At 72.8% G+C, this 19,524-nt stretch carries 16 protein-coding genes and 1 pseudogene; 13 read left to right on the top strand and 4 right to left on the bottom strand.

Annotated features, from left to right (window positions below; genetic code table 11):
• Positions 1-103: 103 nt before the first annotated feature.
• From ACGFZP_RS32005 to hutI, 5 genes are all read left to right on the top strand, one after another.
• Positions 104-433 carry a hypothetical protein gene (locus ACGFZP_RS32005; protein ID WP_392939659.1) on the top strand — a complete coding sequence of 110 codons (330 nt, stop codon included), beginning with the start codon at positions 104-106 and terminating at the stop codon, positions 431-433.
• A 191-nt stretch (positions 434-624) separates the two neighbouring features.
• The gene (hutU, locus tag ACGFZP_RS32000; protein ID WP_392939657.1) at positions 625-2,295 is read left to right on the top strand and encodes a urocanate hydratase; all 1,671 of its coding nucleotides are present in this window, start codon (positions 625-627) and stop codon (positions 2,293-2,295) included.
• Between the two features lie 11 nt (positions 2,296-2,306).
• The gene (locus ACGFZP_RS31995) at positions 2,307-3,491 is read left to right on the top strand and encodes an allantoate amidohydrolase (RefSeq protein ID WP_392939875.1); all 1,185 of its coding nucleotides are present in this window, start codon (positions 2,307-2,309) and stop codon (positions 3,489-3,491) included.
• The gene (locus ACGFZP_RS31990; protein ID WP_392939655.1) at positions 3,482-4,831 is read left to right on the top strand and encodes a formimidoylglutamate deiminase; all 1,350 of its coding nucleotides are present in this window, start codon (positions 3,482-3,484) and stop codon (positions 4,829-4,831) included. The genes ACGFZP_RS31995 and ACGFZP_RS31990 overlap by 10 nt, the downstream gene beginning before the upstream one ends.
• A gap of 108 nt (positions 4,832-4,939) precedes the next feature.
• Positions 4,940-6,109, top strand: coding sequence for an imidazolonepropionase (gene hutI / locus ACGFZP_RS31985; RefSeq protein WP_392939874.1), 1,170 nt, complete (start codon positions 4,940-4,942; stop codon positions 6,107-6,109).
• Positions 6,110-6,135: 26 nt separating this feature from the next.
• On the opposite strand, the gene ACGFZP_RS31980 is transcribed toward hutI, so the two are convergent.
• Both ACGFZP_RS31980 and ACGFZP_RS31975 read right to left on the bottom strand, forming a co-directional pair.
• On the bottom strand, positions 6,136-8,220 hold the full coding sequence (locus ACGFZP_RS31980) for a prolyl oligopeptidase family serine peptidase (protein ID WP_392939653.1): 2,085 nt from the start codon (positions 8,218-8,220) through the stop codon (positions 6,136-6,138).
• Between the two features lie 144 nt (positions 8,221-8,364).
• On the bottom strand, positions 8,365-9,873 hold the full coding sequence (locus ACGFZP_RS31975; protein WP_392939652.1) for a peptide MFS transporter: 1,509 nt from the start codon (positions 9,871-9,873) through the stop codon (positions 8,365-8,367).
• Positions 9,874-10,202: 329 nt separating this feature from the next.
• Between ACGFZP_RS31975 and ACGFZP_RS31970 the strand changes: the two genes are divergently transcribed.
• Entirely contained in the window at positions 10,203-10,877 is a 675-nt protein-coding gene (locus ACGFZP_RS31970) for a response regulator transcription factor (RefSeq protein WP_030290974.1), read from the top strand.
• 91 nt (positions 10,878-10,968) lie between these two features.
• Positions 10,969-12,216 carry an ATP-binding protein gene (locus tag ACGFZP_RS31965; RefSeq protein WP_392939650.1) on the top strand — a complete coding sequence of 416 codons (1,248 nt, stop codon included), beginning with the start codon at positions 10,969-10,971 and terminating at the stop codon, positions 12,214-12,216.
• A 52-nt stretch (positions 12,217-12,268) separates the two neighbouring features.
• On the opposite strand, the gene ACGFZP_RS31960 is transcribed toward ACGFZP_RS31965, so the two are convergent.
• Positions 12,269-12,796 carry a GtrA family protein gene (locus tag ACGFZP_RS31960; protein WP_392939648.1) on the bottom strand — a complete coding sequence of 176 codons (528 nt, stop codon included), beginning with the start codon at positions 12,794-12,796 and terminating at the stop codon, positions 12,269-12,271.
• A 266-nt stretch (positions 12,797-13,062) separates the two neighbouring features.
• Here ACGFZP_RS31960 and ACGFZP_RS31955 point away from each other — a divergent pair, with 266 nt between their 5' ends.
• From ACGFZP_RS31955 to ACGFZP_RS31940, 4 genes are all read left to right on the top strand, one after another.
• On the top strand, positions 13,063-14,181 hold the full coding sequence (locus ACGFZP_RS31955) for a 5-(carboxyamino)imidazole ribonucleotide synthase (RefSeq protein ID WP_392939647.1): 1,119 nt from the start codon (positions 13,063-13,065) through the stop codon (positions 14,179-14,181).
• The gene (purE, locus tag ACGFZP_RS31950; protein WP_387948521.1) at positions 14,178-14,711 is read left to right on the top strand and encodes a 5-(carboxyamino)imidazole ribonucleotide mutase; all 534 of its coding nucleotides are present in this window, start codon (positions 14,178-14,180) and stop codon (positions 14,709-14,711) included. The genes ACGFZP_RS31955 and purE overlap by 4 nt, the downstream gene beginning before the upstream one ends.
• A 23-nt stretch (positions 14,712-14,734) precedes the next feature.
• Positions 14,735-15,949 (top strand): dipeptidase, encoded by a 1,215-nt coding sequence (locus ACGFZP_RS31945; protein ID WP_392939645.1) that lies wholly within the window; start codon positions 14,735-14,737, stop codon positions 15,947-15,949.
• A gap of 106 nt (positions 15,950-16,055) precedes the next feature.
• Positions 16,056-16,463 carry a CoA-binding protein gene (locus ACGFZP_RS31940; RefSeq protein ID WP_392939644.1) on the top strand — a complete coding sequence of 136 codons (408 nt, stop codon included), beginning with the start codon at positions 16,056-16,058 and terminating at the stop codon, positions 16,461-16,463.
• 81 nt (positions 16,464-16,544) lie between these two features.
• Here the strand turns inward: ACGFZP_RS31940 and ACGFZP_RS31935 are convergent, their stop codons facing one another.
• Positions 16,545-17,882: a UDP-glucose dehydrogenase family protein gene (locus tag ACGFZP_RS31935; protein ID WP_392939642.1), complete on the bottom strand. Its 1,338-nt coding sequence runs from the start codon at positions 17,880-17,882 to the stop codon at positions 16,545-16,547.
• A gap of 206 nt (positions 17,883-18,088) precedes the next feature.
• Here ACGFZP_RS31935 and ACGFZP_RS31930 point away from each other — a divergent pair, with 206 nt between their 5' ends.
• Both ACGFZP_RS31930 and ACGFZP_RS31925 read left to right on the top strand, forming a co-directional pair.
• A complete protein-coding gene (locus ACGFZP_RS31930) occupies positions 18,089-19,297 on the top strand; it encodes an LCP family protein (RefSeq protein WP_392939641.1) in 1,209 nt (402 codons plus the stop codon).
• 109 nt (positions 19,298-19,406) lie between these two features.
• Positions 19,407-19,524 (top strand): annotated as a pseudogene (locus tag ACGFZP_RS31925) (acyl-CoA dehydrogenase); the annotation flags it as partial.

Below are 19,524 nucleotides of genomic sequence, written 5' to 3'. Positions count from 1 at the left end.
GGCGTCGGTACTGACGCAGGTTCTCACAGCCTGCAGTGACCGTACCGTCACGTTGGCGATCCGCCCAGAGGGGGAATCCTCCTTGTACTAGGGGGTGGCCGCCATGCGCGTGATCCACGAGATGAAGTTCGTCGGCCGGCTCGCCTCCGGAGCCGACGAGTGGTCCTGCCCGACCTGCGGACGCCGCGTCACCCTGCGCCGTCTGCCCGATCCCGAGCTGATCGTCCTCGACCCGGGCGACGAGAGCGCCGTCCACGTCGGGGTCATCGAACCCGACGTCCACGCCGCCTCGACCGCCGAGCGCTACGGGCTCGGCCCCGTCCAGGAGATCCCCCGCCCGCCCCGGCCCGCGGCCCCGGCCGGTCCCGACGCCGACGACCGCCGCTGGCTCGCCGAGATCGGCATCGACTGGGACGGCGGCGCGGCCGCCTGAGGGCCGCCCCTGCCCCCGGCGCTTCCCGGCGCTGGGCCGAGTGGCTGGTGTTCGCCGGGTTCGCGGTTGCGGTCGGAGGCCGGCCGGCCGGGCGCTGATCGGATGGGCCAAGGTCTGGCCGACGGCTGAATGATTGGATATATTCAGTCTAGGTAAGTCTGAATGAATTCATCCGCAGGAAGGCCGGGAACATGGTGCAGCAGCAGACGAGCGGGCCGCGCGAGGTGCGTGCGGCGCGTGGCACGGCGCTGACGACGCAGGGCTGGCAGCAGGAGGCCGCCCTGCGGATGCTGATGAACAACCTCGATCCGGAGGTCGCCGAGCACCCGTCGAAGCTCGTCGTCTACGGCGGCACCGGCAAGGCGGCCCGGGACTGGCGCTCGTTCGACGCCATGGTGCGGACGCTGGAGACGCTCAAGCGCGACGAGACCATGCTGGTCCAGTCCGGCCGGCCGGTCGGCGTCATGCAGACCCACGAGTGGGCGCCGCGGGTGCTGATCGCCAACTCCAACCTGGTCGGCGACTGGGCCAACTGGGAGGAGTTCCGCCGGCTGGAGAGCCTCGGGCTCACCATGTACGGGCAGATGACCGCCGGCTCCTGGATCTACATCGGCACCCAGGGCATCCTCCAGGGCACCTACGAGACCTTCGCGGCCGTCGCCAACAAGCGCTTCGAGGGCACCCTGGCCGGGACGATCACGCTCACCGCCGGGCTCGGCGGCATGGGCGGCGCCCAGCCGCTGGCCGTCACCATGAACGGCGGCGTGGCGATCTGCATCGACTGCGACCCGTCCCGGATCTCCCGCCGGATCGAGCACCGCTACCTGGACGTCGAGGCCAAGAACCTCGCCCACGCGCTGGAGCTGGCCACCGCCGCCCGCGACAAGAAGCAGCCGCTCTCCATCGGCCTGCTGGGCAACGCCGCCGAGCTGTTCCCGCAGCTGCTCGCGATGGACGCCCCGATCGACATCGTCACCGACCAGACCAGCGCCCACGACCCGCTGAGCTACCTGCCGATCGGCGTCTCCTTCGACGACATGGCCACCTACGCGGCCGAGAAGCCCGCCGAGTTCACCGAGCGCTCACGCGAGTCGATGGCCCGGCACGTCGAGGCCATGGTCGGCTTCATGGACGCCGGCGCCGAGGTGTTCGACTACGGCAACTCGATCCGCGGCGAGGCCCAGCTGGCCGGCTACGACCGCGCCTTCGCCTTCCCCGGGTTCGTCCCTGCCTACATCCGGCCGCTGTTCTGCGAGGGCAAGGGCCCGTTCCGCTGGGCGGCGCTCTCCGGCGACCCGCAGGACATCGCCAAGACCGACAAGGCCGTGCTCGACCTCTTCCCGGAGAACGAGTCGCTGCACCGCTGGATCAAGATGGCCCAGGAGAAGGTGCACTTCCAGGGCCTGCCCGCCCGGATCTGCTGGCTCGGCTACGGCGAGCGCGACAAGGCCGGCGAGCGCTTCAACGACATGGTCGCCTCCGGCGAGCTGTCCGCGCCGATCGTCATCGGCCGCGACCACCTGGACTGCGGCTCGGTCGCCTCCCCCTACCGGGAGACCGAGGCGATGCTGGACGGCTCCGACGCGATCGCCGACTGGCCGCTCATCAACGCCATGGTCAACGTCGCCTCCGGCGCCTCCTGGGTCTCCATCCACCACGGCGGCGGCGTCGGCATCGGCCGCTCGATCCACGCCGGCCAGGTCACCGTCGCCGACGGCACGCCGCTGGCGGGCGAGAAGATCCGCCGGGTGCTCACCAACGACCCGGGCATGGGCGTGATCCGGCACGTGGACGCCGGCTACGACCGGGCCGACGAGGTCGCCGCCGAGCGCGGTGTGCGCATCCCGATGGGTGAGCTGTGACCTTCCATGAGATGTGGGCGGAGCTGCTCCCGGTGGGCCGCTCCGCCTCCTCCGGCGGCTACCGCCGGTTCGCCTGGAACTCCGCCGACGCCGAGTGCCGTGCCTGGTTCGAGGAGCAGGCCGTCGGGCGCGGCCTGACCTACGAGCTCGACCGCAACGGCAACCAGTGGGCCTGGCTGGGCGACCCGCGGGGCGAAGGCGCGATCGTCACCGGCTCGCACCTGGACTCCGTACCCGACGGCGGCGCCTTCGACGGCCCGCTCGGCGTGGTCTCCTCCTTCGCGGCGCTCGACGAGCTCCGCGAGCGGGGGGCCGCGTTCGAGCGGCCGCTGGCCATCGTCAACTTCGGCGACGAGGAGGGCGCCCGGTTCGGGGTGGCCTGCATCGGATCCCGGCTCTCCGCCGGGGTCCTGGGCCGCGAACAGGCCTACGAGCTGCGCGACGCGGACGGCGTCCGGCTGCCCGACGCGATGGAGAAGGCCGGCTACGACCCGGCCGCCATCGGCGCGGACGGCGACCGGCTGGCCCGGATCGGCGCCTTCGTCGAACTCCACGTCGAGCAGGGCCGCTACCTCGGCGAGGACCAGCCGGTCGGCGTGGCCAGCGCGATCTGGCCGCACGGCCGCTGGCGGTTCGACTTCCACGGCGAGGCCAACCACGCCGGCACCACCCGGATCGAGGACCGCCGCGACCCGATGCTCACCTACGCCAACACCGTGCTCGCCGCACGGAAGAAGGCGAGGCTCGCGGGCGCCCTGGCCACCTTCGGCAAGGTCGCGGTCGAGCCCAACGGCACCAACGCGATCGCCTCGCTGGTCCGCGGCTGGCTGGACTCCCGGGCCGCCGACGAGCGCACGCTCACCGCGCTGGTCGAGGAGATCGAGCACGCCGCCGCCGAACGCGGCGAACGCGACGGCGTCCGGGTCGAGCTGACCCGCGAGTCCTACACCCCGGTGGTGGACTTCGACGGGCCGCTGCGCGACCGCCTCGCCAAGACGCTCGGCGGAGTCCCGGTCCTGCCGACCGGCGCGGGACACGACGCCGGAATCCTGGCATCTGCCATTCCGACCGCCATGCTGTTCGTGCGCAACCCGAGCGGCGTCTCGCACTCCCCGACGGAGCACGCCGAGGAGGCCGACTGCCTCGCCGGGGTCGCCGCCCTGGCCGACGTACTGGAGGACCTGGCGTGTCAGTGACCTACTGGGCGCAGTACGCCTGGCTCCCGCACGTCAACGGGCCGGTGGTGGAGCAGGACGTCCTGATCGCCACCGGGGCCGGCGGCCGGATCACCAGGGTGACGCCCGACAGCGGGCCCTGCCCGCCCGGCGCCGTCCGGCTGGAGGGGCTGCTGCTGCCCGGGCAGGCGAACGCCCACTCGCACGCCTTCCACCGGGCGCTGCGCGGCAGCGTCCAGGTCGGCTCCGGGACCTTCTGGACCTGGCGGGACACCATGTACCGCTTCGCCGGAGCGCTCGACCCGGACGGCTACCTGGCGCTCGCCACCGCCGTCTACGCCGAGATGGCGCTCGCCGGGATCACCGCGGTGGGGGAGTTCCACTACCTGCACCACGCACCCGGCGGGGGCCGCTACGACGACCCCAACGCGATGGGCGAGGCGCTGATCGAGGCCGCCGCCCGGGCCGGCATCCGGATCACCCTGCTGGACACCTGCTACCTGTCCTCGGGCTTCGGCGCCGAACCGACCAAGCCGCAGCTGCGGTTCGGCGACGGCGACGCCGACGCCTGGGCCGAGCGGGCGAGCGCGCTGAAGGCCCGCGACCACGCCCGGATCGGCGCCGCCGTCCACTCGGTGCGGGCCGTCCCGGCCGAGCAGATCGGCACCGTCGCGCAGTGGGCGGCGGAGCGCGAGGCACCGCTGCACGTCCACCTCTCCGAGCAGACCGCCGAGAACGACGCCTGCCTCGCCGCGCACGGCGTCACCCCGACCCGGCTGCTCGCCGACCACGGCGCGCTCGGCCCGCGCACCTCCGCCGTGCACGCCACCCACCTCACCGAGGAGGACGTCAAGCTCCTGACCGACTCCTCGACCACCATCTGCATGTGCCCCACCACCGAGCGGGACCTCGCGGACGGCATCGGCCCGGCCCGCCAGCTGGCCTCGGCCGGCTGCCCGGTCACCCTCGGCAGCGACAGCCACGCGGTCATCGACCCGTTCGAGGAGGCCCGGGCGCTGGAGCTGAACGAGCGGCTGCGCACCCGCACCCGCGGCCACTGGACGGCCAACTCGCTGCTGCGGGCGGGCACCGAGGACGGGCACGCCTCGCTCGGCTGGCCGGAGGCCGGGCGGATCGAGGCCGGCTCGCTGGCCGACTTCACCGTGATCGCGCTGGACTCGGTGCGCACCGCCGGGCCGCCCGCCCGGCTCGGTGCCGAGATCGCGGTGTACGCCGCCTCGGCCGCCGACGTCCGGCACCTGGTGGTCGGCGGCCGGCACGTCGTCCGGGACGGTGTGCACCAGCTGGTGCCGGACGTCCCCGGCGCGCTGCGCGCCTCGATCGACGCACTCAGCTGCTGAGACACCCCCCAACCCCCGGGGGCGGGGGGGGGGCCCACCCCGCCCCGCCCCCGGGCCAAGTGTGAAAGGCCCGACGTGAGCACCCCGAGCACCTCGAAGAACCAGGGCATGCCGAGCACCCTGATCACCGGCATCGGCAGCCTGGTCACCAACGACCCCACGCACGGGACCGGGCCGCTCGGCCTGCTCACCGACGCGGCCGTGGTGGTGGACGGCGGCACCGTCGCCTGGGTCGGCCCGGCCGCCGAGGCGCCCGCCGCCGACGAGCGGTTCGACGCCGCCGGGCGGGCGCTGCTGCCCGGCTTCGTCGACTCGCACGCCCACCTGGTGTTCGCGGGCGACCGCACCGCCGAGTTCAACGCCCGGATGTCCGGCCAGGCCTACACCGCCGGCGGCATCCGCACCACGGTGGCCGCCACCCGCGCCGCCACCGACGCCGAACTGGACGCCAACCTGGCCCGGTTCGTCCGCGAGGCGCTGCGCCAGGGCACCACCACCATCGAGTGCAAGTCCGGCTACGGCCTGACCGTGGTGGACGAGGCCCGGGCCCTGCGGATCGCCTCCTCGTACACCCCCGAGACCACCTACCTCGGCGCCCACGTGGTCGCCCCCGAGTACGCCGAGGACCCGGCCGGGTACGTCGACCTGGTCACCGGCGACATGCTGGACGCCTGCGCGCCCTACGCCCGCTGGGTGGACGTGTTCTGCGAGAACGGCGCCTTCGACGGCGACCAGGCCCGGGCGATCCTCACCGCCGGCGTCGAGCGCGGCCTGACCCCCCGGGTGCACGCCAACCAGCTCTCCTACGGCCCGGGCGTGCAGCTCGCCGTGGAGCTGGGCGCCGCCTCCGCCGACCACTGCACCCACCTCACCGACGAGGACGTGGCCGCACTGGCCGGCTCGGCCACCGTGGCGACCCTGCTGCCCGGCGCCGAGTTCTCCACTCGCGCCCCCTACCCGGACGCGCGCCGGCTGCTCGACGCGGGCGCCGTCGTCGCGCTGTCCACCGACTGCAACCCGGGCTCCAGCTTCACCAGCTCGATGGCGTTCTGCATCGCGGTCGCCGTCCGGGAGATGGGCATGACCCCGGACGAGGCCGTGCACGCCGCCACCGCCGGCGGCGCCCACGCGCTGCGCCGCGGCGACGTCGGCACCGTCGCGGTGGGCGCCCGGGCGGACCTGCTGCTGCTGGACGCCCCCTCGCACGTCCACCTGGCCTACCGCCCGGGCGTCCCGCTGACCGCCGCCGTCTGGCGGGCGGGGGTCAGGGAGGTCTGAGCCCGCCCGCCCGCGCCGCCTAGGCCCTAGCCGCCGAGGCTGCGCCGCAGGAAGTCCAGCTGGTGCAGCAGCAGGTTCTCCGCCACCGTCTCGTCGCTCGGGGAGTGGGTGACCCCGCTGAGCGGGAGCAGCTCGTGCGGCCGCCCGGCGGCGAGCAGCGCGGCGGAGAGCCGCAGCGCGTGCGCGGGCAGCACGTTGTCGTCGGCCATGCCGTGGACCAGCAGCAGCGGGCGGCGCAGGCCGGCGGCGTCGGGGATCAGCGAGCAGGCGTCGTAGTCCTCAGGGTGCTCGTCGGGGTGGCCGAGGAAGCGCTCCTTCCAGTGGGTGTCGTACAGCCGGTGGTCGGTGGGCGCGGCCCCGGCGACGGCGGCGTGGAAGACGTCCGGGCGGCGCAGCACGGCCAGCGCGGCGAGGTAGCCGCCGAAGGACCAGCCGCGGATGCCGACCCGGTCGAGGTCGAGCAGGCCCGGCCGGATGCGGGCGGTCTCCTGCAGCGCCTCGACCTGGTCCTCCAGGACCGGTGTGGCGATGTCGCCGAAGACGGCCTTCTCCCAGCGCGGGCCGCGGCCGGGGGTGCCGCGTCCGTCCACCACCAGGACGGCGAAGCCCTGGTCGGCGAACCACTGGGAGACCAGGTCCGGCCAGCCGCCGGCCGCGGTGGCCTTCTGCATCGCGGGCCCGCCGTACGGGTCGAGCAGGACGGGCAGCGGGCCGTCGCCGGGCCGGTGGCCGGCCGGGAGGAAGAGCGTGCCGCGCAGCTCGCGCGGGCCCAGCCGGAGCAGCTCGGGGCGGGCGGTGAGGACGGGCGGCCGCGTGTGCGAGCGCAGCTCGACGGCGGGGCGCCCACCTCGCTGGACGGTGGTGCGGCCGCCGGGTGCGCCGGGCGTCCGGGCGGTGTGGACGAGCGTGCCGGCGCGCTGCACGCCGGTGTGCACGCCGGGCGCGGAGCTCAGCCGTACGGCGCCCTCGGCGGGGTCGTACCGCCACAGGTGGGTCTCGGTCGGCTCGTCGGAGGCGGTGAAGAGCAGCTGCCCGCCGTCGGTCCCGAGCACCGCGCGCAGCTGGAGGCCGGGCGGTGTGACCGGCGTGCCGTCGAGGGTCAGGAACCGCGTGCCGTCGAGGTCGGCGGAGTCGACCAGGGCCCCGGCGGCGGTCCGGACGGGCAGGCCGGGGAGGAGCTCCACCCAGTGCTCGTCGCGCCGTTCGGCGAGCAGCCGGGTGGCGCCGTCGGCCGGGTCGACGGCCAGGGTGCGGACGGTCCGCTGGTCGCGGCTCTGCACGGCGGCGAACGGGCCGTGGGCGTCCCAGCCGGCGGCGGTCAGGTACTCGTAGCCGGCGCGGTCCCAGCGGACCTCGGTACGGCCGCCGTCGAGGTCGAGCAGCCAGAGGCCGACGTCGGCGTTGGCGGTGCCGGCCAGCGGGTAGCGCAGCACGCGCGGCGGGCGGGCCGGATCGGCCGGGTCGGCCAGGTGGAGGCGGCTGAGCGGGCTGTTGTCCACCCGGGCGGCGAGCAGCCGGGTGCCGTCCGGCGACCACCAGTACGCCCGGGTGCGGTACATGGACTCCGCGGCGACGTGGTCGGGGACGCCGTACGCGACCTCGGCGTGCTCGGGCTCGGCCAGGGCGCGGTCGCCGCCGCCGTCGGCGCCGACCACGCGCAGCGCGCCGTCGCCCACGTAGGCGATCCGGCGCCCGGTCGGGTCGGGGCGCGGGTCGTAGACCGTGGTGGCGGTCGCTATCCGGCGGACGGCGCCGTCCGCCGGGTCGGCCGTCCAGAGCGCCCCGCCCAGGGCGAAGGCGACCGTGCGGCCCGCGGCGTCGGCGGCGAAGGCGGTGATGCCGGCGGCGTGGACACGGGCCCGCTCGCGGCGGATCCGCTCGGCCTCCGGGAGGTCCTCGGCGGCGCCGGCCAGCGCCGCCGGGTCGGCCAGCAGCCGCTCCTCGCCGGTGTCGGCGTCCAGCGCCCAGAGGCAGGTGACCGGGTCGTCCCCGGTGCGGCTGCGCAGGAACAGCACCGTCCGGCCGTCGGCGCAGACGACGGGCTGGGCGGGCGCGCCCAGCGAGAAGCGGCGGGTGCGGGCGAGTTGGCGGGGGAGGGATTCGGTCGGCATGACCGACACCCTGACATGCCGGGGTACGGCGCCGCAGCGGAAAAAGGACCGGTACGGATCGTGTGATCCGTACCGGTCCCGTCCCGAGGCGCAGCACCCCGGCGGTGCCCCGGCGGTGTGGCCCGGGGCGGCGTCAGCGGCGCGTCAGTGGACGTCGCCCATCAGCTTCACGACCTTCCTGCGGTACATCCACAGCGCCACACCGGCGAGGATCGCCAGCAGGCCCTGGACCGCGAAGTAGCCGGTGGAGCCGACCACCTTGTCGCCGAGGACCAGCTGCGAGATGGCCGCGACGCAGTCACCGGCGGTGACGGCGAGGAACCAGACACCCATCATCTGGCTGGCGTACTTCGTGGGGGCCAGCTTGGTGGTGACGGAGAGGCCGACCGGCGAGAGGGTGAGCTCGCCGACGGTCTGGACCAGGTAGACCAGGGCCAGCCAGAGCGGGGTGACCTTGGTGCCGCCCGAGGCGGCGGCCATCGCCAGCATCATGACGAGGAAGGACGCGCCGATCATCAGCAGGCCGAAGGCGAACTTCACGGTGGTGCTGGGGTTCTTGGCCTTGCGGGACAGGGCCACCCAGAGCCAGGCGAAGACCGGGGCCAGCGCCATGATGTACAGCGGGTTCAGCGACTGGAACCAGGTCGACGGGAAGTTGAGGCCGAACAGCTTCGACGCGGTGTTCTCGTCCGCGAAGATGCTCAGCGTCGAGCCCGACTGGTCGTAGATCATCCAGAAGACGGCGGCGGCGACGAAGAACCAGATGTAGCCGCTCATCCGGGACTTCTCGGCCTCGTCGAGGTCCTTGTCGCGCTTCACCTTGGCGAAGACGAAGACCGGGATCGCGATGCCCGCGATGGACAGCGGCCAGATCGCCCAGTCGATGGTGAAGTGGCCGGTCAGGGCCACGACCGCGTAGAAGACGGCGGCGACGGCCAGCCAGAGGCCGGCCTTCTTGAAGATCGCGCTCTTCTCGGCGGGCGAGATCGGCGAGGTCACCACGTCGCTCTTGGCGCTGAGGTGGCGGGTGCCGAGGAGGAACTGGGTCAGGCCGAGTGCCATGCCGATACCGGCCAGGGCGAAGCCGAGGTGCCAGTTCACGCTCTGGCCGACGGTGCCGATGACCAGCGGGGCGGCGAAGGCACCGAGGTTGATGCCCATGTAGAAGATGGTGAAGCCACCGTCACGGCGCGGGTCGTTCGGCCCGTCGTAGAGGTGCCCGACCATCGTCGAGATGTTGGCCTTGAGGAGACCCGAGCCGACCGCGATGAACGCGAGGCCGACGAAGAACGACACGCTCGCCGGCACCGCCAGCAGGAAGTGGCCGATCATGATGATCGAGCCGCCGAGGGCGACGGTCTTGCGTGCGCCGAGGAAGCGGTCCGCGATCCAGCCGCCCGGCAGGGCGAGCAGGTAGACCATGGCCGTGTACACGCTGTACACGGCGGCGGCGACAGCCGCCTTCATGCCGAGCCCGCCCTCCGCGATGGAGGCCGTCATGTAGAGCACCAGCAGGGCACGCATGCCGTAGTAGCTGAAGCGCTCCCACATCTCGCTCATGAAGAGGGTGGCGAGTCCGCGGGGGTGCCCGAGGAAGGTCTTGCCGCTGGGAGAGGCCGACGAAACGTCGGCGTCCAGGGTCGTAGACGCCATGAATAGGGGTTCCTTGCCTGACAGCGTCCGCCAAGGGGGGTGGCGGCGGACGTGGACGGAACCACTCTACGTGGCGATATTTGGCGTCATCAGCTGACAAAAGAGGCCAATCAGGTCTCGTAATGGCAAAATCTGCCACCGATTTCCCATGTCGATCCATGGTAGGGCCGGACATATTCCTTCGGTTTCAAGATCGAAAAGCAGATTCTTCGCCGAACGAGCGGTCCGGGCATGTCCGTTGAGCGGTGATCACCCTCCGCATAACGATCACGCGCTGTGAACTACTTCACAGCGCCGACCGCCATACCCCGGCCGACTACCATCACCACATGACCTGTGTGCTGCTCGCCGAGGACGATCCGGCGATCTCCGAACCGCTCGCCCGGGCCCTGCGACGCGAGGGCTATGAGGTGCTCGTCCGCGAGGACGGTCCGACCGCACTGGCCGCCGGACTCACCGAGGAGGTCGACCTCGTCGTCCTCGACCTCGGACTGCCCGAGATGGACGGCCTGGAGGTCTGCCGCCGGCTGCGCGCCGACGGCAAGAGCTGCCCCGTCCTGGTGCTCACCGCCCGCGCCGACGAGGTGGACACCGTGGTCGGCCTGGACGCCGGCGCCGACGACTACGTCACCAAGCCCTTCCGCCTGGCCGAACTGCTCGCCCGCGTCCGCGCCCTGCTCCGGCGCGGCAACGTCGACCAGCTCACCACCGGCGCGCACGGCGTGAAGATCGACATCGAGTCGCACCGCGCCTGGCTCGGCGAGGAGGAGCTCACCCTCTCCGCCAAGGAGTTCGAGCTGCTGCGGGTGCTGGTGCGCGACGCCGGCCGGGTGGTCACCCGCGAGGAGATCATGCGGCAGGTCTGGGACACCACCTGGTGGACCTCCACCAAGACCCTGGACATGCACATCTCCTGGCTGCGCAAGAAGCTCGGCGACGACGCCGCCAACCCCCGTTACATCGCCACCGTGCGCGGGGTGGGCTTCCGCTTCGAGAAGAACTAGGGCGTGTCTGCAAGGTCCCGCCGGGTCCGAGGCGGCTCGGCGGACACGCCTGGGACCGTCAGCAGGTAGCGACACCAATGGGAGCGGCAGCGTGAAACGCCGGATGATCAACTCGCTGCTGGGCGTCGTCCTGGTGGTGGTCGCGGTGTTCTGCGTCCCGCTCGCCCTGGTCGAGAAGCGCACCATCGTCAACGCCGCCCAGGACCGGGTGGACGCGGCCGCCGTCCGGGTGCTCGGCCTGGTGGAGAACCGCCTCGCGGCGGGCGAGCCGGTCACCGGGGACAAGTTCGCCAACCAGGTCACCGACGGCAGCTACGTCGAGGTGGACATCCCCGGCCAGCCGATCGTCTCCAGCGGCTCCCGGCCGGCCGGGAGCCACCTGCTGAAGGCCGTCGAGAAGGGCAACAGCGGCGAGACCGTCACCGTCGAGCAGTCCCGGGCGGCCGTCGACCACGAGATCGCCAACATGCTCCTGCTGCTCGGGGTGGTCGCCCTGCTGGCCGTCCAGGCCGCCGTCGCCCTCGCCGTCTGGCAGGCCAAGCGGCTCGCCCGCCCGCTCACCGACCTCGCCGAGACCGCCGAGCGGCTCGGCTCGGGCGACCCCCGTCCGCGCGACCGCCGCTACGGCGTACCGGAGCTCGACCGGGTCGCCGAGGTGCTGGACGTCAGCGCCGAACGGATCGCCCGGATGCTCACCGCCGAGCGCCGGCTCGCCGCCGACGCCTCCCACCAGCTGCGCACCCCGCTCACCGCGCTCTCCATGCGGCTGGAGGAGATCACCGCGCTGGCCGAGGACCCGGAGACGGTCAAGGAGGAGGCGACCATCGCCCTCCAGCAGGTCGAGCGGCTCACCGACGTCGTCCAGCGGCTGCTCACCAACCAGCGGGACCCGCGCAGCCCCACCGCCGTCGCCTTCGACCTGGACGACGTGATCAAGCAGCAGGTGGAGGAGTGGGGACCGTCGCTGCGCGACACCCGCCGGGTGCTCCAGGTGGAGGGCCTGCGCGGGGTCGCCACCGTCGGCACCCCCGGCACGGTCGCCCAGGTGCTGGCCACCCTGATCGAGAACTCGCTGATGCACGGCGCCGGGACGATCACCCTGCGGGTGCGGCCCTCGGGGACGTCGGTGGTGGTCGAGGTGCAGGACCAGGGGGCGGGCGTGCCGCCGGAGCTGGGCAACCGGGTCTTCGAACGCGCGGTCAGCGGGCGCAACTCGACCGGTATCGGGCTGGCCGTCGCCCGCGACCTCGCGGAGGCGGACGGCGGGCGGCTGGAACTGCTGTCGCTGCGGCCGCCGGTGTTCGCGCTGTTCCTCGGCCGGAGCCAGAAGGGCGGCTGAGGCGCGTCCCGCGCCCGCGCCGCAGCGGGGCCAAGCGGCCCGGAAGCCGGGCCTACTCGGCCTTGGCGAGCCGGCTCTCCTCGGCGGCCAGCATCAGCTCGGCCTGCGCGGCGAGCCCGGTGTCCTCGGGCAGCTCGGGAATCGCCTTGAACACCCAGGTCCGGTACGAGACGAAGCGGAACACCGTGCCCACGGCCAGGCCCGCGACCTTGGCGGCCAGCTGCTCGAAGTGCGAGGTCAGGCCGAGCACGTAGACGGAGAAGCCCAGCACGCCGGTCTCGATCAGCATCCCGGCGCCGCTGAACAGCAGGAACAGGGTGATCTCCCGCTTGCGCGAGGCCGCGTCCCGGTCCCGGTACAGCCAGTAGCGGTAGCCGAGGTAGTTGGTGGCGATGGCGACCAGCGTGGCCACCACGTTGGAGCGCAGCGAGGCCAGGCCCAGGCCGTTGATGCAGGCCCAGAAGACCAGGAAGTTGATCGCCACACCGCTCAGGCCGACGATGCCGAACTTCACGACCTCGCTTGAGAGGCCGCGCAGTCGGCTGGCCAGCGAGAGGTTCGAAGCTGCGGTCGTCGTCATACCGGGCTGCCTCCATGCGCCTGCGGACAAAAGGGCCGGTGCGGGTGCGCGGTTGCCCTTCAGCCCTGCGTGCACGCACATCATCGGACCGCGCGTACCAGGACCTAGCGGACCAGGCTACCCGGTTCGGCCGATCGGCTCAGCCCCCAGGGCGTTCCCCTTCTTCATCACGCTCCCTGCCACCCGGTGGTTCCACGGCCGCTCACCGGCCCGGATATCCTGGCGGGGTGACTTCCCCGGGCAATGCGAATTTTCCAGTGGTGGGCATGATCGGCGGCGGGCAGCTGGCCCGGATGGCACACCAGGCGGGCATCCCGCTCGGGGTCAGCTTCAAACTCCTCGCCGACACGCCCCAGGACTCCGCCGCACAGGTGGTGTCCGATGTGGTCCTCGGCGACTACCGCGACCTCGACACCCTGCGCCGCTTCGCGGCCGGCTGTGACGTGGTGACCTTCGACCACGAGCACGTGCCGACCGAGCACCTGCGCGCCCTGCAGGCCGACGGCATCGCCGTCCGCCCCGGGCCGGACGCGCTGGTCAACGCCCAGGACAAGGGTGTGATGCGGACCCGGCTGGACTCCATCGGCGTCCCCTGCCCGCGCCACCGGATCGTCGCCGACCCGGCCGACGTCACCGCCTTCGCGAACGAGGGCACGGGCTACCCCGTCGTCCTGAAGACCGTCCGCGGCGGCTACGACGGCAAGGGCGTCTGGGTCGTCGGCAGCGAGCAGGAGGCGAACGCGCCGTTCCTGGCGGGCGTGGCCGTGCTGGCCGAGGAGAAGGTCGACTTCGTCCGCGAGCTGGCCGCCAACGTGGTCCGCTCGCCCAGCGGCCAGGCCGTCGCCTACCCGGTGGTGGAGAGCGTCCAGGAGAACGGCGTCTGCGCCGAGGTGACCGCCCCCGCGCCGGACCTCGACCCCGCGCTCTCCGACGAGGCCCAGCAGCTGGCCCTGCGGATCGCGGGCGAGCTGGACATCACCGGCCACCTCGCGGTGGAGCTGTTCCAGACCAGGGACGGCCGGATCCTGGTGAACGAGCTGGCCATGCGGCCGCACAACTCCGGGCACTGGACCCAGGACGGCGCCGTCACCTCGCAGTTCGAGAACCACCTGCGGGCCGTGCTCGACCTGCCGCTCGGCGACCCCCGGCCGCGCGCGAAGTGGACCGTGATGGTCAACGTCCTCGGCGGCGACTACCCGGACATGTACCACGCCTTCCTGCACTGCATGGCCCGCGACCCCGGCCTGCGGATCCACATGTACGGGAAGGACGTGAAGCCCGGCCGCAAGGTCGGCCACGTCAACGTCTTCGGGGACGACCTCGACGACGTCCGCGAGCGCGCCCGCCACGCGGCCGCCTACCTGCGAGGAACGATCACCGAATGAGCAACCCCACGGCTCCCGTCGTCGGCATCGTCATGGGCTCGGACTCCGACTGGCCCGTGATGGAGGCGGCCGCCCAGGCCCTCGACGAGTTCGAGATCCCCTACGAGGTGGACGTGGTCTCCGCGCACCGGATGCCGCGCGAGATGGTCGCGTACGGGGAGAACGCCCACCGGCGCGGGCTGAAGGCGATCATCGCGGGCGCCGGCGGCGCCGCCCACCTGCCGGGCATGCTCGCCTCCGTCACCCCGCTGCCGGTCATCGGTGTGCCGGTGCCGCTGCGCTACCTGGACGGCATGGACAGCCTGCTGTCGATCGTCCAGATGCCGGCCGGCGTGCCGGTGGCGACCGTCTCGGTGGCCGGTGCGCGCAACGCGGGCCTGCTGGCGGTGCGGATGCTGGCGGCGTTCGACCAGGAGCTGGCCGAGAAGATGACCGACTTCCAGGCCGAGCTGAACAGCCAGGCCACCGAGAAGGGCAAGAAGCTGCGGGCCAAGGTGGCGGGTTCCTCCGCCTTCGGCTTTGGAAAGTAGTCAAAACGGATAGAACAGCTCGTATGACATTTGAGCTGTTGGATTCATCCGCCCTGCTGGAGCAGGCCCGGGCCGTCCTGCGCGACACCCCCGTGGTGGACGGGCACAACGACCTCCCCTGGGCGATGCGCGAGCAGGCCGGCTACGACCTCGACGCGCTCGACCTCGCGGCCGACCAGCGCGACCGGCTGCACACCGACCTCGCCCGCCTCGCCGCGGGCGGGGTCGGCGCCCAGTTCTGGTCCGTCTACGTCCCCGCCCGGCTGGCCGGCGACCACGCGGTCAGCGCCACCCTGGAGCAGATCGACTTCGTCCGCGCCCTGGTCGCGCGCTACCCCGACCGGTTCCGGCTCGCGCTGACCGCGGACGACATGGCGGCCGCCCGCGCCGAGGGCCGGATCGCCTCGCTGATGGGGGCCGAGGGCGGCCACTCCATCGACTGCTCGCTCGCCACCCTGCGGGCCCTCCACGCGCTCGGTGTCCGGTACCTGACGCTCACCCACAACGACAACCTGCCGTGGGCCGACTCCGCGACCGACAAGCCGGCGGCCGGCGGCCTCACCCGGTTCGGCGAGGAGGTCGTCCGGGAGATGAACCGGCTCGGCATGCTGGTCGACCTCTCGCACGTCTCCGCCGACACCATGCGCGACGCGCTGCGGGTCACCGAGGCGCCGGTGCTCTTCTCGCACTCCTCCGCCCGCGCCGTCTGCGACCACCCGCGCAACATCCCGGACGACGTGCTCGCCCAACTGCCCGGCAACGGCGGCGTGGCGATGGCCACCTTCGTCCCCAAGTTCATCCTGCCCGCCGCCATCGAGTGGACGGCCGCGGCGGACGAGAACATGCGCGCCCACGGCTTCGACCACCTGGACACCACCCCGGCCGGGATGGCCTGTCAGCGCGCCTTCGAGGAGGCCTCCCCGCGCCCGGTCGCCACCCCGGGCACCGTCGCCGACCACCTGGACCACATGCGCGAGGTGGCCGGCATCGACCACATCGGCATCGGCGGGGACTTCGACGGCACCGCCTTCCTCCCCGCCGGCCTGGACGACGTGGCCGGCTACCCCAACCTGATCGCCGAACTGCTGCGCCGGGGCTGGTCGCAGGACGATCTCGGGAAGCTCACCTGGCACAACGCGGTACGCGTGCTGCGCGACGCCGAGGCGGTCGCCCGGGACCTCCAGACGACCCGCCGCCCGTCCATCGCCACCATCGCCCAGCTGGACGGCCGGACCTGAGCCGGGCCGGGCGCCCGGCACCCGGCGCCCGCCCCGGCGGGTGGGAATGGCCGGGCGGCCACCGGCGCTGCAGCTCACGAGTTCCCGGACACGAGGAGGCAAGGGCATGTACGGCGATCCGGACACCGTCCGCAGGATCCTGACCGAGCTGGGCGACACCTGGGCCGTCGTCGGGCTCTCGTCCAACGAGCGGCGCGCGGCCTACGGCGTGGCCGAGGTGCTGCAGCGCTTCGGCAAGCGGATCGTGCCGGTGCACCCGAAGGCGGAGACCGTCCACGGCGAGCGGGGCTACGCCTCCCTCGCCGAAATCCCCTTCGCGGTCGACGTGGTGGACGTGTTCGTCAACAGCGAGCTGGCCGGCCAGGTGGCCGACGAGGCCGCCGCCATCGGCGCCAAGGGTGTCTGGTTCCAGCTCGGCGTGGTCGACCAGGCCGCCTACGAGCGGACCAGGGCCGCGGGGCTGGCGATGGTGATGGACAGGTGCCCCGCCATCGAGATCCCCCGCCTCGGCTGAGTCCGGCCCGTCCCCCGACCCCGGCCCACAGCATGAGGCCGCCCCCGGTGTCCTACCGGGGGCGGCCTCAAGCTCTGGGTCCTAGCTCGGGCGCCCGAGCGCCCGGTACGTCCAGCCGGCCGCGCGCCAGGCGTCGGCGTCCAGGACGTTGCGGCCGTCCAGCAGACGGCGCTCGGCGACCACCGCGCCCAGCTCGGCCGGGTCGAGGGAGCGGAACTCCTGCCACTCGGTGAGGTGCAGCACGACGTGTGCGCCCTCGGCGGCCTCCAGCGGGGAGTCCGCGTAGGCCAGGCCCGGGAACATCTTGCGGGCGTTGTCCATCGCCTTCGGGTCGTACACCGTGACCTGGGCGCCCTGGAGCTGGATCTGGGCGGCCACGTTGAGCGCGGGCGAGTCCCGGATGTCGTCCGAGTTCGGCTTGAAGGCCGCGCCGAGGACGGCGACCCGGCGGCCGAGGAAGCCGCCGACGCACTGCTCGCGGGCCAGCTCGACCATCCGGGAGCGGCGGCGCATGTTGATCGAGTCCACCTCGCGCAGGAAGGTCAGCGCCTGGTCGGCGCCCAGCTCCCCGGCCCGGGCCATGAACGCGCGGATGTCCTTGGGCAGGCAGCCGCCGCCGAAGCCGAGGCCCGAGTTGAGGAACTTGCCGCCGATCCGCTCGTCGTAGGAGAGCGCGGTGCTCAGCTGGGTGACGTCGGCGCCGGCCGCCTCGCAGACCTCGGCCATCGCGTTGATGAAGGAGATCTTCGTGGCCAGGAAGGAGTTGGCGGCCGCCTTCACCAGCTCGGCGGTCGCGTAGTCGGTGGCCATGAAGGGCACCCCGGCCGCGATCGGGTCCGCGTACACCTCGCGCAGCAGCTGCTCGGCCCGCTCGCTGCGGGTGCCGACCACGATGCGGTCCGGGCGCAGGGTGTCCTGGACGGCGAAGCCCTCGCGCAGGAACTCCGGGTTCCAGGCGAGTTCGGCGCCCTCGCCGACCGGTGCGAGCGCCGCCAGCCGCTCGGCCAGCCGGCTCGCCGAGCCGACCGGGACGGTGGACTTGCCGACCACCAGCACCGGGCGGGTCAGGTGCGGGGCCACCGCGTCGATGGCGGCGTCGACATAGGACATGTCGGCGGCGAACTCGCCCTTGCGCTGAGGGGTGTTGACGCAGACGAAGTGCACGTCGCCGAACTCGGCGGCCTCCTGGGCGGAGGTGGTGAAGCGCAGCCGCCCGGTCGAACCCTCGTGCCCGGCCACGTGCTTGAGCAGCAGCTCGGACAGGCCCGGCTCGTACATCGGCACTCTGCCGGCGGTCAGTGTGGCGATCTTTTCCGGGTCGATGTCGAGACCGAGCACCTCGAAGCCGAACTCCGCCATGGCGGCGGCGTGGGTGGCGCCGAGATAGCCGGTGCCGATCACGGAGATGCGGAGGGTCACGGGTTCCCCTTTGCGGAGCTCGACCTGGAGTGGCATGACGTGCGAGCACCGATGCTATCCGCCCGGTCGGGTGCCGCCCAGGCCGTCCTACCAGCACCGATGTTTCGGCCGTGATGAGCGCGGTTTCCGGGCAGGTGAGGGGCGGGAGGTGCACGAAATCACCACAGTCCCCACGAGCGGGCTGTGACCGACGGCACAATGCGCGCATGGATCCGAAGCCCGAGAGCACGGACGAACCCGCGGAGCCCGCCCAGAGGGAAGAGCCCGCCGAGCCGGAAGAGCCCGCCGAGCCGGAGGAGCCGGCCCGGTCCGCGGCCGGGCTGAGTATCTTCGGGCCGCGCGGCGACGAGACCGGCCACGACCCGGCGCCGGCTCCCGAACCGCCGCGTCGGCGCCGCCGGACCCGCCGGGTCCTGCTCTGGACGCTCTCCGTCCTGCTGGTGCTGGTGGTCGGTACGGCCGGCGCGCTCTACTGGACGGCCGAGCACTACGCCTCCTCCGTCACCCGGATCCCGGACGCCTTCCCGACCGTGCCGGACTCCGCCCAGCCGAGGCCCGTCCCCGCCGGCGGCCTCAACCTGCTGCTGGTCGGCCTCGACCCCCGCTCGGACGCCGCCACCACCGGGAGCAGGGCCGCCGCCCCGGCCTGGCAGGCCGGCGCGGCCCGCAGCGACACCATGATGCTGCTGCACCTCTCCGACGACCGCCGCAGCGCCTCGCTGGTCTCGCTGGCGCGCGACACCTGGGTGGACATCCCCGGACACGGCCGGGCCAAGCTGAACGCCGCGTACTCCTGGGGCGGCCCGGCGCTGATGACCGAGACCGTGCAGAACCTCACCGGCATCCGGATCGACCATCTCGCGGTGGTCGACTGGAACGGCTTCCGGGCCCTCACCGACGCCGTCGGCGGGGTCGACATCACCGTCCCGCGGACCATCGAGGGCGTTGGCGAAGCCCGCCGCTGGGAGGCCGGCACCCACCACATGGACGGTGAACAGGCCCTGCTGTACGTCCGCGAGCGCTACGGGCTGCCCGGCGGGGACCTCGACCGCACCAAGCGGCAGCAGAACTTCCTCCGCGCGCTGATGCTGCGGGTGATGGACTCGGGCACGCTGACCAGCCCGTCCCGGCTCGGCGGGCTGCTGCAGTCGGTGGGCGAGGTGGTCAGCGTGGACGACCGGCTCTCCAACACCGACCTGTTCCAGCTCGCCTGGGGCCTGCGCTCGCTGCGCGCCGACGACGTGCGGTTCATGAACGCGCCGTTCGGCGGCTTCGACACCCGGGACGGGCAGAGCGTCGTCCTGTTGGACGAGCGCCCGGCCGCGCAGCTCTGGGAGGCGATGCGCAACGACCGGATGGCGCAGTACTTCCAGGATCACCGGGCCGGCGACACCCTGGGGTCGGATGTGGACTGACGGATCTAGGCAGTCGCAGGCCAGCGCCCTAGGATCTCTACTTAACGGTAGCTAACTGAATACGATCCTTCACCACGCATTCCTTCATCACGTGAACGAGGCAGGCATCATGGCGGGCAGCGCAGGCGCGGCGGACTTCGATCTCTTCCGGATCTCCGAGGAGCACGGGATGCTCCGTGAGGCGGTGCGTTCGCTGGCCGAGGCGAAGATCGCTCCGTTCGCGGCGG

The organism is Kitasatospora sp. NPDC048239 (genome assembly GCF_043202015.1).
Taxonomy (GTDB): Bacteria; Actinomycetota; Actinomycetes; order Streptomycetales; family Streptomycetaceae; genus Kitasatospora.
Note: the sequence above shows the minus strand (reverse complement) of the source record. Positions and strands in the feature narration are given on the sequence as shown.

What these genes read in the sequence shown, in the direction of transcription:
- ACGFZP_RS32005 (WP_392939659.1), top strand. Translation starts at nt 104, where the DNA reads ATGCGCGTGATCCACGAGATGAAGTTCGTCGGCCGGCTCGCCTCCGGA.
- hutU (WP_392939657.1), top strand. Translation starts at nt 625, where the DNA reads ATGGTGCAGCAGCAGACGAGCGGGCCGCGCGAGGTGCGTGCGGCGCGT.
- ACGFZP_RS31995 (WP_392939875.1), top strand. Translation starts at nt 2,307, where the DNA reads ATGTGGGCGGAGCTGCTCCCGGTGGGCCGCTCCGCCTCCTCCGGCGGC.
- hutI (WP_392939874.1), top strand. Translation starts at nt 4,940, where the DNA reads ATGCCGAGCACCCTGATCACCGGCATCGGCAGCCTGGTCACCAACGAC.
- ACGFZP_RS31980 (WP_392939653.1), bottom strand. Translation starts at nt 8,220, where the DNA reads ATGCCGACCGAATCCCTCCCCCGCCAACTCGCCCGCACCCGCCGCTTC.
- ACGFZP_RS31975 (WP_392939652.1), bottom strand. Translation starts at nt 9,873, where the DNA reads ATGGCGTCTACGACCCTGGACGCCGACGTTTCGTCGGCCTCTCCCAGC.
- ACGFZP_RS31970 (WP_030290974.1), top strand. Translation starts at nt 10,203, where the DNA reads ATGACCTGTGTGCTGCTCGCCGAGGACGATCCGGCGATCTCCGAACCG.
- ACGFZP_RS31960 (WP_392939648.1), bottom strand. Translation starts at nt 12,796, where the DNA reads ATGACGACGACCGCAGCTTCGAACCTCTCGCTGGCCAGCCGACTGCGC.
- ACGFZP_RS31955 (WP_392939647.1), top strand. Translation starts at nt 13,063, where the DNA reads ATGATCGGCGGCGGGCAGCTGGCCCGGATGGCACACCAGGCGGGCATC.
- purE (WP_387948521.1), top strand. Translation starts at nt 14,178, where the DNA reads ATGAGCAACCCCACGGCTCCCGTCGTCGGCATCGTCATGGGCTCGGAC.
- ACGFZP_RS31945 (WP_392939645.1), top strand. Translation starts at nt 14,735, where the DNA reads ATGACATTTGAGCTGTTGGATTCATCCGCCCTGCTGGAGCAGGCCCGG.
- ACGFZP_RS31940 (WP_392939644.1), top strand. Translation starts at nt 16,056, where the DNA reads ATGTACGGCGATCCGGACACCGTCCGCAGGATCCTGACCGAGCTGGGC.
- ACGFZP_RS31930 (WP_392939641.1), top strand. Translation starts at nt 18,089, where the DNA reads ATGGATCCGAAGCCCGAGAGCACGGACGAACCCGCGGAGCCCGCCCAG.